The organism is Sedimenticola selenatireducens DSM 17993 (genome assembly GCF_000428045.1).
Classification (GTDB): Bacteria; Pseudomonadota; Gammaproteobacteria; order Chromatiales; family Chromatiaceae; genus Sedimenticola; species Sedimenticola selenatireducens.
In genome coordinates this window covers 14,800-28,106 of sequence record NZ_ATZE01000014.1, presented here as the reverse complement: position 1 = coordinate 28,106, position 13,307 = coordinate 14,800, and the positions used below count along the sequence as shown (strand labels likewise).

The 13,307-nt window shown below is 54.5% G+C and carries 11 protein-coding genes; 3 read left to right on the top strand and 8 right to left on the bottom strand.

Annotation, left to right across the window (positions count from 1 at the left end; all coding sequences use genetic code 11):
* Positions 1-121: 121 nt before the first annotated feature.
* The 8 genes from A3GO_RS0112735 to A3GO_RS0112700 all read right to left on the bottom strand — a co-directional run bounded on the left by A3GO_RS0112735 (position 122) and on the right by A3GO_RS0112700 (position 7,841).
* Positions 122-550, bottom strand: coding sequence for a hypothetical protein (locus tag A3GO_RS0112735; RefSeq protein WP_157606807.1), 429 nt, complete (start codon positions 548-550; stop codon positions 122-124).
* 267 nt (positions 551-817) lie between these two features.
* A complete protein-coding gene (locus tag A3GO_RS0112730) occupies positions 818-1,648 on the bottom strand; it encodes a hypothetical protein (protein ID WP_029133716.1) in 831 nt (276 codons plus the stop codon).
* Between the two features lie 105 nt (positions 1,649-1,753).
* Positions 1,754-3,475: a nickel-dependent hydrogenase large subunit gene (locus A3GO_RS0112725; protein ID WP_029133715.1), complete on the bottom strand. Its 1,722-nt coding sequence runs from the start codon at positions 3,473-3,475 to the stop codon at positions 1,754-1,756.
* A 111-nt stretch (positions 3,476-3,586) separates the two neighbouring features.
* A complete protein-coding gene (locus A3GO_RS0112720; RefSeq protein WP_029133714.1) occupies positions 3,587-4,873 on the bottom strand; it encodes a (Fe-S)-binding protein in 1,287 nt (428 codons plus the stop codon).
* Entirely contained in the window at positions 4,870-5,532 is a 663-nt protein-coding gene (locus tag A3GO_RS0112715) for a hypothetical protein (RefSeq protein WP_029133713.1), read from the bottom strand. Before A3GO_RS0112715 ends, A3GO_RS0112720 begins: the two co-directional genes overlap by 4 nt.
* A complete protein-coding gene (locus tag A3GO_RS0112710) occupies positions 5,529-6,620 on the bottom strand; it encodes a hydrogenase small subunit (RefSeq protein WP_029133712.1) in 1,092 nt (363 codons plus the stop codon). Before A3GO_RS0112710 ends, A3GO_RS0112715 begins: the two co-directional genes overlap by 4 nt.
* 109 nt (positions 6,621-6,729) lie before the next feature.
* Positions 6,730-7,113: a hydrogenase expression/formation protein gene (locus tag A3GO_RS23765; protein WP_245621731.1), complete on the bottom strand. Its 384-nt coding sequence runs from the start codon at positions 7,111-7,113 to the stop codon at positions 6,730-6,732.
* Between the two features lie 242 nt (positions 7,114-7,355).
* On the bottom strand, positions 7,356-7,841 hold the full coding sequence (locus tag A3GO_RS0112700; RefSeq protein ID WP_029133711.1) for a HyaD/HybD family hydrogenase maturation endopeptidase: 486 nt from the start codon (positions 7,839-7,841) through the stop codon (positions 7,356-7,358).
* Between the two features lie 987 nt (positions 7,842-8,828).
* On the opposite strand from A3GO_RS0112700, the gene A3GO_RS0112695 reads away from it, so the two are divergent.
* The 3 genes from A3GO_RS0112695 (at position 8,829) to A3GO_RS26850 (ending at position 13,022) form a co-directional block, all read left to right on the top strand.
* Entirely contained in the window at positions 8,829-10,985 is a 2,157-nt protein-coding gene (locus A3GO_RS0112695) for an adenosylcobalamin-dependent ribonucleoside-diphosphate reductase (RefSeq protein ID WP_029133710.1), read from the top strand.
* Positions 10,986-11,075: 90 nt separating this feature from the next.
* Positions 11,076-11,765, top strand: coding sequence for a TSCPD domain-containing protein (locus A3GO_RS0112690; protein WP_029133709.1), 690 nt, complete (start codon positions 11,076-11,078; stop codon positions 11,763-11,765).
* A 1,053-nt stretch (positions 11,766-12,818) separates the two neighbouring features.
* Entirely contained in the window at positions 12,819-13,022 is a 204-nt protein-coding gene (locus A3GO_RS26850; RefSeq protein ID WP_418064558.1) for a PEP-CTERM sorting domain-containing protein, read from the top strand.
* The last annotated feature ends 285 nt before the right edge of the window (positions 13,023-13,307 follow it).

Sequence of the window (13,307 nt, the reverse complement as noted above, 5' to 3'; positions counted from 1 at the left end):
GGGCGAGACAGATGGCGGTCTCTAATTGAGTGTTGTATACGGGGGCCGTTCGCCTGACTGAAAGTGCCGGACGGGAGTTACCGTGGCAATCACAGGACAGCGAGAAAAGGTCTAACGGCCCCTAGGCCATGAAGGGAAGCAGTAGTTTCTGATAAAGCAGGTAGAGCGGAGGAGCGGGGATCGTGGAAGATTGCGGATGTACCTGGAGTACAGCCACCGCGAACCCTTGGGGCAGCTTAACGTCGGTCGCTGTAACCGCCGACAGACCTGGCGAACGGGAATCCTCATCATCCGCAAGGGGTTTTTTACTGGCCACCATCAGAGGCGGGTTCGCCGCCGCGTTCAGGCAGACGTTCTGATGATGTTCAATTGAATCCGTGGCGTACTGGCTGGCTTGATCCGGTTCCAGGTATTGCCAGTGGTTGTTTACATCCGCACACCAGGCGGCAAACAGAGTGTTCGACCACAGCCACAGCAACGCCAACATGACAGCCATCACCCCGTGCGATTGCCGGGGTAGCTCACCTGTTGTGTCGTTAGTTGGCCGCATTATTAAACCAGTATGATTACATCATTGGGGAGGCACACATTCTTAATCTGAACCTTTGCCTGTTACCGAACCCAGGATGATTGACCACTGACGAGCACCAGAGTTCAACCCCATATGCCAAATTCCCAGCTAAAAGGTGATCCTCGGGAATGGCATGCGTTCGCAGAATGGACAGCGTGGAATCGTGATCACCGTCCGGAATAGTCCCGCAGGCATTTTTACCGCCGTGGCGGCATCAGTCCGGTTATTGAACAGGAAGGCACCCGGTCATCGATCAAGCCACTTCAGACCCACCCAGGCATATAGTCCACCAGCAATCAGCCCGCCTGTTGTGCCACCCAGAATCGCCCCCATAATCTGCTTGAAACCGACGTGGTGAATCGACGACTCCGCCAGTTCGTAGCTTGCCAGCATCGCCTCATGCACGGACCAAACGCTACCCGCCACCACCACTGAGAGCGCAGCCGCTACAAGGGAACCAACCATTGACAGAGGCAATCGGCAATCCAGCCTGCTGATTATCTTAAATACCCCATAGATGTAGAAAGTTCCGGTAACCGGCACCAGTACGGCAGCGGTAAAGTAACTATTAAAAGCAGCGCCAGCCTGGACAAACGCCCAGAGCACGATGCCGGCAAGCGCACCTGCAACCAGTCCGGTCAGTGCCTTCATCAACGCTCCACTCACCTCACTGTGGGTATTTCCATAGGTGAAGCCGGCAACAACACCCGCCATCAGGGAAACCGCCGCCATTTCATTGAGTTGCAGATTCTCAGCGAGAATCAGGTAGGCAATACCGGAAGCGGAACCGGCGAGCGTACCAATGATCGCCACCTGGAAAGAGCCGTAGAATGCCGCGCCCACCGCACCGGCAAACGCCGCTGCCGGAATGATTGCCAGTTCACTGGCAATAAGCGGCGTTAACATACTGACAAAGCCAATATAGAGCCCGCCGAAGATACTGCCGACGAATCCCCAGATAATGGCCCGGATAAAGATATCGGCCTTTTGGCTGTGATAGCCGCTATTCCTGGGTTCTGACGATACCGGCGATTCTATGCCATCGCGCTTGATGGCGATACTGCTGGACTGTTTCATGAAATTGCTTTTAGGTTCTGTTCTAAACTGGGAAGGAGATGAACGGACAGCCGAAATGGTCCCTCCCCCGTCCCGGGAGAGGAGACCAGCCGACTCCCTGAGACGTCAGGTAACCTTTACCTGTACCATCTCTTCGCCATCTTCATCTGACAGATGTACCGCACAGGCAATACAGGGGTCAAAACTGTGGATAGTGCGTAGAATCTCGAGCGGTTGCTTCGGGTCATGCAACTGGTGATTGTCCTGCAGTGCCGCTTCATAGGCACCCGCCTTGCCTTCATTGTCTCTCGGGCCGGCATTCCAGGTGGATGGTACTACCGCCTGATAGTTTTTGATCTTGGTATCCTTGATCACAATCCAGTGACCCAACGCACCGCGCGGAGCCTCCATGTAACCCGCACCCTGGCACTCACTTGGCCAGGAAGATGGATCCCACAGTTTGTCATTGAAAGTCTTGCTGTCCCCAGCCTTGATGTTGGCAACCAGATCGTTATACCAACCCTGCATGCCATCAGCCAGAATCTTCGACTCCAGGGTACGGGCAGCGGTTCTACCCAGGGTTGAGAAGAGTGCCTCGATCGGTACATCCAACGTCTTCAAGGCAAAGGCGGCCAGCTCTTTGGTCGGCTCATGTCCCTTGGCATAGAGCAACAATACCCTGGCTAGCGGCCCCACTTCCATGGAGTTGTTCTTCCAGCGTGGTGATTTCAACCAGGAGTAGGCCTGCTCCACATCCAGATGCTTATAGGGTGGTTTGGGCCCGGTGTAATTCAGGTTTGTCTCGCCATCATAGGGATGCAGGCCCTTCTCCTTGCCTTCGTCATAATCGTACCAGGAGTGTTTGACGTACTCCTGGATCTGCGAGGCGTCATGGACATCGACTTCGTGAATGGTGCTCAGATCACGATTCAGAATCACCCCAGCCGGGAACAGGAAGCCGGACGGATCACTCATGCTGGTGGAAGGCAGATCGCCATAGCACATGAAATTGCCCAGACCCTCGCCCCGCTTGAACCAGTCCTTGTAGAAAGAAGCCACGGCCAGCGTGTCGGGCAGATACACCTGATCAACAAATGCACGCATCTGGGTAATGATGTCCTGCACCTGTGAGAGCTTCTTGGCATTGATGGCAGAATCGGAATTGAGATCGATCGGCGACGCAACGCCGCCGACCAGGAAGTTGGGGTGCGGATTCTTGCCGCCAAAAATAGTATGCAACTTGGCCACATCCCGCTGCCAGGTAAGCGCTTCCAGATAGTGCGAGACCGCCATCAGGTTGGCTTCAGGCGGCAGCTTATAGGCCGGATGGCCCCAGTAGGCCTTGGAAAAGATGCCCAGCTGGCCGCCATCGACAAAGCCCTTTAGCTTCTTCTTCATGTCCGAGAAGTAACCCGGCGAGGACTTTGGCCAGTTGCTGAGGGACTGAGCCAGTTCGGAGGTCGCCTTGGGATCGGCACTCAGGGCCGAAACCACATCCACCCAGTCCAGGGCGTGCAGATGATAGAAGTGCATCACGTGATCATGAATATACTGTGCACCGATCATCAGATTTCTGATCAGCTGGGCATTTTTGGGAATCTCATAATTCAGCGCATCCTCCACCGCGCGTATGGAGGCCATACCATGCACCAGCGTGCAGACACCGCAGATGCGCTGCACATAGGCCCAGGCATCGCGTGGATCACGCCCCTTCAAAATGGTTTCAATGCCGCGCACCATGGTGCCGGATGAGTAGGCCTGGCCGATATTGTTGCCATCCATCTGCGCTTCAATACGCAGGTGACCCTCAATACGTGTGATCGGGTCAACGACAATGCGTTCGCTCATATCTCTGTTCTCCCTTAGCCGTCCCGATTGACTGGACGGAGCTTCGCGCTCATGGCGCTGCTGCAATCTTTATGATCGGCCTTCCGCTCACTGGGAGCGGAAGGTCCCGCATTATTTTTTCGTTTCTGGTGGCGTCTCATCCACTACCAGGTGATCGGCAATCATCTCGGAAAGGCCGACAATCGGCATCTCGATATTGTACTCCTCGAGTCCCTCCTCAATGACCAGCCGGCAGTTGGCACAGGCGGTTACCAGTACATCGGCACCTGTCTCCGCGATCTGATCCCGCTTTTTCTTGAATGCCTTGATGCGCAGTTCATCCGCGTCTTCATTACTGGAGACGCCACCACCACCGCCACAGCACCAGGCCAGCGTGCCGCGGTCTTTCATATCGACAAAATTGCTGGTTACCATATCCATCAGGCGCCGTGGCTCATCAATCACGCCACCCTTTCTAACCAGGGAACAGGGATCATGGAAGGTATGGCGCTCCGTCTCAAGACCCTTGGTCTTGATCCGTCCCGCCGCTCGCAACTCGTCCAGCAGTTCCAGGATATGCACCACCCGGAACGGGAATGGTCGCCCGATCAGATTGGGGCCTTCCCAGCGAATGGCCGTGTAGGCGTGACCACACTCCGGGCTGATGACATTTTTCACTTTCAGCCGCTCCGCGCCATCGACAATGCGCTGCACCAGGGTGCGGGCAATATCGCTGGAACCGATTTGGATGCCGGAGTTGGTGGCCTCAAACGCCGTGGAACAGAGCGTCCAGCTGACACCGGCCTGCTTGAAGATTTTCGCCAGCCCTTCCAGGTACTCGGGAAAGTTCATGATCTCCATGGAGGAGAGCAACGCCAGGTAATCGGCACCCTCCACATCCATGGGAATCTTCAGGCCACTGTCCGCCTCGATATGCTTGATCTGCGCCTCCAGGGCGCTGAGCTTGACCCCCATGGGACTACCGATAGTGACTGCCCGGATGGATGCGCCCTTAACCCCTTCCGGTGCATTACCCGAGGCCACCATGCCTTCGCGGGTTTTGCGTATCATGTAGGCGATATCATTGCCGACCGGACAGATCATGGAGCAACGGGCGCACATGGTGCAGCTGTCATAGAGCAGTTCCTGCCACTCCTCCAGCATCTCATCGGTCACAGGTTTGTGCAGACCCAAGGCCTTTTTTACCTTGCCGATCAGGGTGTACTCGGATTCCCAGACCCTGCGTAGTGGCTCCAGCTTGTAGATCGGCGTGTATTTCGGATCTCCGGTTTCGGTATAGAAAAGGCACGCCTCTGCACACATGCCGCAACTGACACAACTGGAAAAGAAGGCGGCAACGGGTGCATCGATCTGTTCCTTCAGGGCGTTGATACCCCGTTCAAGTGTGGCTTCACTCATGATTCAACCCCCCGACGGCCGCTCATCGCACCGTTGTACCAGCGCGAAAGAAAAACAGTGAACGTGTGCATCAGCTTGGTGAACGGGAAGGCTATCATCAGCGCCTCTACACTCAGGATATGCAGACCAAGAATCACCGGGTATGGATTTACCATGCGGTGATACGCCAGATAGCCGGTAATGATTGGCAGGAACGTCAGTGCCCAGACCAGCCAGTCCTCCCAGGTGGTGATCTTCTGCATCACCGGGTTCATGATGCGGTGCCAAAGACCGGCCAGCAGCCCGACAATGGCAAGCACGGCAGCCGCATCCACGACCGGCGTCGGCAGGCCAGGCCAACCGAAGCCAAAGGTGGCCCGAAACAGTTCAATGTGGGGTACAAACAGAAACAGGCTGACAAACAGGCCGATATGGAACATGTAGCCGGTCACCACGGTAAGTGGCTGTCTTCTGAACGTACCCAGATCCGGAACGGATCTTGAGAAGATTGTTTTCATCCCAGGGCCAAATTCAGTGCCCTTCGCTTCGGCCAGGCTCTGCTTGCGACCCAGGGAGATAATCTCAAACAACCTCAGGATAACGCCGATGACGAAAATGGTAACGGCGATATCGAATGCCGTGCCCTTTGTCCAGATGAGAAAGTCCATCGATTCATTCATGATGATTTCTCCAGATCGTCAATCGTGACGGTACCGTGCGCCTTCCGTGCCTCATCCTTTTTCTTGTAGTTGAGGCCCGCGGCAGCGGCACCCAGTGCCAAGCCGGCGGCGGCGGCAAATGCCACTGTCTGTGAATTGTCGCTGATCGGGACCGAGAGCGCATTGTAGAAACCGCCCGCATCCCAGAAGCGGGGCTCGGAACAGCCCAGGCAACCGTGCCCGGACTCAACCGGCCAACTGGTTCCCTGATTCCACTTGGTGGTGGCGCAGGCGTTATAGGTCATCGGGCCTTTACAGCCAAGTTTGTAGAGACACCACCCGGCCTTTGCCCCTTCGTCATCAAAGGTCTCGGCAAACAGGCCTTTGTCATAGAAGGGACGGCGATAGCAGCGATCATGGATGCTCTGGCCATAGAACACCTTGGGACGGTTGTACTGATCCAGTTCAGGGATGCTGCCAAAGGTGAGAAAATGCGCCAACACGCCGGTGATCACGGTAGGAATCGGCGGGCATCCGGAGACGTTGATAATCGGTTTGTCCGTGATGATATCCGAAACAGAAACCGCACCGGTGGGATTGGGATTGGCCTGTGGCAAACCGCCAAAGGCCGCGCAGGTACCCACGGCGACAATGGCCGCCGCATCCTTTGCGGTCTCTTCCAGCATCTGCAGATTGCTGATACCGGCGATAGTGGAGTATCCCGGATCGCCCAAAGGAATAGAACCATCCACCACCAGGATGTACTTCCCCTTGTTCTCATGCATGGCCGCTTCCCGGGCCGCCTCAGCCGCCTCACCGGCCGCCGCCTGCAGGGTGTGGTGATAGTCCAGGGAGATATGATCGAATATCAGACTCTCAACTGATGGGGAGTGACTGCGGGTCAATGATTCCGTGCAGCCGGTGCACTCCTGGAAAGAGAGCCAGATGACCGACGGGCGTTTCGCCTTTTCCAGGGCCGCCGCAATGGCGGGGACCATGGTTGGCGGCAACGCCATGAGTGAGGCGGTTGCAGTACAAAACTTCAGAAAACCGCGTCTTGAAACCCCGTGACGCCTCAGGCTGTCACCCAGGGTGCTTTTTTCAGCCATGTTACCTCCCTTATCTAAATACCGATTTCTGTTGAGCCTCTGTTTTTCTTTTCATCACGATCGAATATCGTCCGCCGCGATCACCTGCTATGCGTTCTACACCTGCCTCTCACTCCGGTCTGTGCATCTCGACATCCAGCACTGTATCCAGTTTCTCGAGGCTTTCATACATGTCATCTGCCTGGGCGCGCAAGAGTTCCGGGATTTCAATCACTTCGATCTGAAACGCGATGCGCTCAGCTTCGCTATTGTAATGATCCACTATCCAGACGCCACTGAAGCGGGACTCCTTGACAGTCGTTTTACCCAAGGCGTCCAAGGTCGCCATCACCTCACCCTGACCCAACAGGTCAAGCAGATGCTCCTCATCACCCGGTCCAAACGGGATGGCGCGCAGGTCAATAATAGTGGATTCACCGGTCCGTACCAGCCGTTTCAACGCATGCCGTACCTCATTCAACAATGGCAGGGTATTGTGTGTCATGTGCGTCATGTAAGGCATCTCTGGACTTGGGATCGATTCAGAATCCGTTTGATCGAATACGCTCATATACTTATTTATCCTTTGTCTCAAGACTATCCCTATTGAGAAAAATCTATGATGACCCAGATCACGTTACCTTTTGCTTTCTTTAAAATTATTCTTTAATGCGTAATAACAGCAACTTAGTATACATAGCTGTTCGCACAGAAGTGCGCTGAGAAGTATGAGGAACAGACCGGAGACTGGTCCGATCAATCGCCATCGACTCCCCAACGGTCAATCAAATCGACCACCATGCGCACTGCTGATGGTATCGCCTTGGCAACCGGGTCCGAAGGCTTTTCCCCCCAGTCCAGGCTTCCCGGTTCAATCCCCACCAGCGCCCGTTTTTCCGGGTAATGGTCAGAGAGACGGGCAATATCCAACAAGTCAGTAAGACTCACCTCATGCACACTTTGCCGATTGCCCGTCAGGTAGCGATCCATATCACTGCCCTCATAGCAGACCACACTGCCAGGGCTGCCGCCTGTCCTGGCGGCATCCACCACAATCAACTGATCATGCTCAGCCAACAATCCGGCCAGTGAGAAACTCAATGTGCCGCCATCAACAAAGGTGACAGACTCTTTGTGCGGAAACTGTTCCTGTAACCGATTGATGACATGAATGCCCACCCCCTCATCCGTTAGCAGGTTATTGCCAACGCCCAGCACCAGGGTTGTTTTTATCTTGCTCACCTTGGGTCATCCTGATAAATATTAATTACATGTATATTAATTTATTATTTACTACTAACTATATGATCTCTATCAAAACCGCCTAAGACTAAAGCTATTATTCTAACGTTGCGACAATTCCTTTTCAGACGACCTAATCGGAGGGATGACATGATTAAGATAAGTCGAGTTCTTACTGCTGCACTCATAGCCACCTCTGCGGCTATGGCACCATTATCTGCAAACGCATTTTGGGGATGGGGTCCATGGGACGGCTGGGGTGGCCCGTGGTCCGGGGGACCGTGGGGCGGCTATCCGTACTACGGTGGCTATCCGTATTATGGTGGTTACCCGCCATATGGACATGGGTATGGTTATGCACCCTACGGCTACTACCCCTACTATGGCACTCCCTATTTACCCGCCGCTCCACAGCAGCCTGCTACAGCTAAACCCGAGGACGCAACTAAATAATCCTCGGCTCAACACTTCAGTAAGACCACCTGCGCCTGCCCATACAGGGTGCTGGCGCAGGTGGATACTCCGCGACACATCCGGCGATACCCACTAACTGTTGTGAATAAATTCAGCAAAAACACAATATATTGTGTTTTCTTGAATTTCCTTTTTTTTCCGTGACTTATCATGATCTTGAAGCCAAAAGCCAATCATAAGTTACTGTTTTTATTAATTATTAGATTTACCTTATACTCCATAAGCAGGCTTGACAGCGGTAGCGAGCAGCCCTAATCTTCACACACCAAAACACAACATATTGTGTTTTCATGCCAAACACGGAAAGTAAAGCTACAATATATAGGAGCGACCATGAGAACAGATTATTCTTTTACAAATGCCCGGTGCCTATGCATTGAGCGACACCCTACGAAGTAACCAAGTATTACACTTGAAGCAGTATGTGATTGCGCGCCCCGGTACCGAGAGGCTGGATTCAGGCGTACAGGACAATAAATCATATAAATATAAGAGCCGAAGGATTTATGTGACATGAAAAGCGCCCACCTCAAAGCTGTACCCACTGCCGCCGTGGAGATTCCCTTGCAACCCGCCTCACTCGATATCTGGAATACCAAGTACCGGTTGAAAACAAAGGACGGCACCCCCGTAGACCAGGACATAGATGGCACCTACCAGCGGGTCGCCAAGGCACTGGCCGATATAGAACTGACCCCCGAACTACAGCAAGAGTGGGGCGAGCGTTTTCTCTGGGCCCTGCGGCGTGGCGCCATCCCGGCTGGCCGTATCACCTCCAATGCCGGTGCCCTGGAACATAAACCGGCCACATCAACCATCAACTGCACCGTGTCCGGCACCATCTATGACTCCATGGACGAGATCCTCGGCAAGGTGCACGAGGCGGGACTGACCCTGAAAGCGGGTTGCGGCATCGGCTACGAATTCTCCACCCTGCGCCCACGAGGAGCCTATGTCAGCGGTGCCGGCGCCTACACCTCCGGTCCCCTCTCGTTCATGGATATCTACGACAAGATGTGCTTCACCGTCTCATCCGCCGGTGGACGCCGAGGTGCCCAGATGGCCACTTTCGATGTGGGGCACCCCGATGTCATGGATTTTATCCGCGCCAAGCGTGAAGCCGGACGCCTGCGTCAATTCAATCTCTCGCTGCTGATTACCGAAGAGTTTATGGAAGCAGTCAAGCAGGACGCCCAGTGGGACCTCGCCTTCCCTATCTCGGAAAAAGAATTGCAGGAAGACAATATCGATCTGACTGACAGTAAACAGATCATCTGGCGCGAATGGCCCTACAAGAACGGTTTCATTGTTGACGAAACCGGCACCCGGGTGGCCTGCAAGATTTACAAGACCATCCGCGCACAAAGGTTGTGGGATGTCATCATGTCCTCCACCTATGACTACGCCGAACCCGGTTTCATCCTGATTGACAAGGTCAATGAGATGAACAACAACTGGTTCTGCGAAAACGTGCGTGCCACAAATCCCTGTGGCGAACAGCCCCTGCCCCCCTATGGCGCCTGTCTGCTGGGTTCGGTCAATCTGACCAAGTTTGTCCGCAATGCCTTTACCAAGGAGGCCACCTTCGACTGGGCGGAATTCCGCGAGGTGGTGGCCGTGTTTACCCGCATGCTGGACAACGTGGTGGAGATCAATGGACTGCCGCTGGAAGAGCAGCGCAAAGAGATTGAACGCAAACGGCGTCATGGCATGGGCTATCTGGGGCTGGGTTCCGCCATGACCATGCTGGGCATGCAGTACGGCGACGCCGCCTCACTGCGCTTCACCGAGAAAGTGACCAAAGAGCTGGCGATGGTTGGCTGGCAGACCGGGCTCGATCTGGCCCGGGAAAAAGGCCCTGCTCCAATCATGGAGCAGGAGTTCACCATCACCAAGGAGATGCTGACCCAGCGCCCGGAAATGGCCGTGGATAACTGGAAAGTCGGCGATAAGATTAAGGGCAAGATCCTGCATGCCAGATACAGCCGCTACATGCAGCAGATTGCCGCCGAGAACCCCGCTCTGGTCGAGCAGATCGCCGAGGATGGCTGCCGCTTCACCCACCACAGCTCCATCGCCCCGACCGGCACCATCTCCCTGTCACTGGCCAACAACGCCAGTAACGGTATTGAACCGAGCTTTGCCCACCACTATGCGCGCAACATCATCCGCGAAGGCAAGAAGAGCAAGGAGAAGGTGGATGTGTTCAGCTTTGAACTGCTGGCCTATCGGGAACTGATCAACAAGGAGGCGATGCCCTACTCCGATGAAGCGGATAAACAGTTGCCGGAATACTTCATCACCGCGGACAAGATCACGCCCAAGCAGCATGTGGATGTACAGGCGGCGGCACAGAAATGGATCGACTCATCCATCTCCAAAACGGCCAACGTACCGACCGATTTCGATTACGATGCGTTCAAGGATATCTATCTCTACGCCTATGAGCAGGGACTGAAAGGCTGCACCACCTTCCGCTTCAATCCGGAGGCGTTCCAGGGCGTGCTGGTGAAGGAAGAGGACCTGGCCAACACCACCTATAAGTTCACCCTGGAAGACGGCACCGAAATCGAGGCCAAGGGTAATGAGGAGATCGAATATGACGGCGAGATACACACCGCCGCCAACCTGTTCGATGCCATGAAAGAGGGTTACTACGGTAAATTCTAGACCGGGGTAACAGACCAGACAGAAAGTACCAGACTCAGGTCTGACACAGAGGATTCAACCGCTCAGTATCCGCTGACAGGGTTAAGTAATATGGCAATCAAGATTGACAGTAAAATCGTAGGCTACAGTGTCGCCAAAGAGGAAGAGGCTCCAGCGCCCGTTGAGGCGAAGGCACCGGAAAGCAATATCATCCACATGCATGAGAAGGTGGCGCGTCCGGAGATGCTGTTCGGCTCCACCTACAAGATCAGCACGCCGCTTTCCGAACATGCGCTCTATGTCACCATCAATGACATTATCCTCAACCATGGTACCGAGCATGAGGTACGCCGTCCCTATGAGGTGTTCATCAACTCCAAGAACATGGACCACTTCCAGTGGATTGTTGCCCTGACCCGAATCATCTCAGCGGTGTTCCGCAAGGGTGGCGACGTCACCTTCCTGGTGGAAGAGCTGCGTTCGGTTTTCGATCCCAGCGGTGGCTATTTCAAGAAAGGCGGCAAATACATGCCCTCACTGGTGGCCGAGATCGGTGATGCCATTCACTGCCACCTGGTCATGATCGGCCTGCTCAAGGAAGAGGGTCCGGACGAGCACCAGCAGAAACTGATAGATGAAAAACGCGCCCAGTACGAAGAGTCGATTAACCTGCGCGACAAGGAGCACGCCAGTGACTTCCCAGAAGGCGCCCAACTCTGCAAAAAATGCAACACCAAGGCCGCCATCATGATGGACGGCTGCCTGACCTGCCTCAACTGTGGTGATTCCAAATGCGGATGATCTGAGCCAGGTAACGGAAACCCACAAGAAAAAAGGCGGGCTTAAGCTCGCCTTTTTTCTTGTGGGTGAGAGAACGCTTCCATGATTACTTTCGGCCAAGAAGGGTCATTGCGGGACCGAGCACCTCAACCGGCAGAATGCTCTAAACACTGGGGTCAACGAATAGGCGCTCCCGGCCATGAACAGTCCTAGCCGGTTAGGCTGAGATCGGTCTGCTTGATGCCCCATTTGGCAGTTCGCTTTTTTGCCAATGCATTCCGGATCGCGGGTTGGACTCATCACAAGAAGTGTCGGAAAATTTTACAGTCCGGGACGGACCTCAATGCCGGTCGTCGAAAAATGCTTTCCAATACAATGGCTTCAAGATTTTGGCTCAATTTATGCGCGCTATTCGACAGACGGCCGCTGCTCGTTGCGGTCCGGGGAATCTCGGAGGTGTTCTGTGCGGATAGTCCGACGAAGCCTTGTGTCTGTGGTGTTCGCGATTGCTTTACTGCCGGCCGGGAACGCGCTGGCAGTACCTGTTGAACTGGTTTACCAATCCGATCCCCAGTTCGGCAATACGACCTTCCTCCTGAGCTACGACTCGCTNGCCGATTTCGCCAATGCCAGTTCTGCGTCGAGCGTGCCCACTTTGAATAATTTCGCAACCGGTGGCTACCTGGCTGGATTTACCTACGACGGGAGCCAGTATCACTTGGTTTACCAATCCGAGCCCCAGTTCGGCAATACGACCTTCCTCCTGAGCTATGACTCGCTGGCCGATTTCACCAATGCAAGTTCTGCGTCGAGCGTGCCCACCTTGAATAATTTCGCAACCGGTGGCTATCTGGCTGGATTTACCTACGACGGGAGCCAGTATCACTTGGTTTACCAATCCGATCCCCAGTTCGGCAATACGACCTTCCTCCTGAGCTACGACTCGCTCGCCGATTTCNCGACGGGAGCCAGTATCACTTGGTTTACCAATCCGATCCCCAGTTCGGCAATACGACCTTCCTCCTGAGCTACGACTCGCTCGCCGATTTCACCAACGCCAGTTCTGCGTCGAGCGTGCCCACCTTGAATAATTTCGCAACCGGTGGCTACCTGGCTGGATTCAACGCTACCATCCCAGAGTCAACAGTTCCTGAACCGCACACACTGGCGATGCTGCTCCTAGGATTGTCCGGCATATTCATCGTTCGTCGTCAAGTTTCGGTGGTAAAGAACGCCGGTTTTGCACACATTATCCGCCGATCAGAAGGCACACCCTGATACGTCTGCTCAGAGTCTCCGGTCGTTCGCCTCGACCGGGCTGGCATGTGATTTTTCATCTGACCCCAATTACTCCCTGTGTTTTAACTGCCATGAGTTTCTATACCCCTTTGAAATAGAGAACCTCGGTAACGACAACCACGCGCTGCCGCAGCCTTGTTCCCCATAGCGGAAAATTTGGACTAACTTGATAGTAGCGCTGAGGACAATTCAGCGGGTAAGGCATGGTCAGGACGCCGCACCCCGGCGATTGTCGCGGATGCACCCGCCACAACAGGCGTAATC

What these genes read in the sequence shown, in the direction of transcription:
- A3GO_RS0112735 (WP_157606807.1), bottom strand. Translation starts at nt 550, where the DNA reads ATGCGGCCAACTAACGACACAACAGGTGAGCTACCCCGGCAATCGCAC.
- A3GO_RS0112730 (WP_029133716.1), bottom strand. Translation starts at nt 1,648, where the DNA reads ATGAAACAGTCCAGCAGTATCGCCATCAAGCGCGATGGCATAGAATCG.
- A3GO_RS0112725 (WP_029133715.1), bottom strand. Translation starts at nt 3,475, where the DNA reads ATGAGCGAACGCATTGTCGTTGACCCGATCACACGTATTGAGGGTCAC.
- A3GO_RS0112720 (WP_029133714.1), bottom strand. Translation starts at nt 4,873, where the DNA reads ATGAGTGAAGCCACACTTGAACGGGGTATCAACGCCCTGAAGGAACAG.
- A3GO_RS0112715 (WP_029133713.1), bottom strand. Translation starts at nt 5,532, where the DNA reads ATGAATGAATCGATGGACTTTCTCATCTGGACAAAGGGCACGGCATTC.
- A3GO_RS0112710 (WP_029133712.1), bottom strand. Translation starts at nt 6,620, where the DNA reads ATGGCTGAAAAAAGCACCCTGGGTGACAGCCTGAGGCGTCACGGGGTT.
- A3GO_RS23765 (WP_245621731.1), bottom strand. Translation starts at nt 7,113, where the DNA reads ATGACGCACATGACACACAATACCCTGCCATTGTTGAATGAGGTACGG.
- A3GO_RS0112695 (WP_029133710.1), top strand. Translation starts at nt 8,829, where the DNA reads ATGAAAAGCGCCCACCTCAAAGCTGTACCCACTGCCGCCGTGGAGATT.
- A3GO_RS0112690 (WP_029133709.1), top strand. Translation starts at nt 11,076, where the DNA reads ATGGCAATCAAGATTGACAGTAAAATCGTAGGCTACAGTGTCGCCAAA.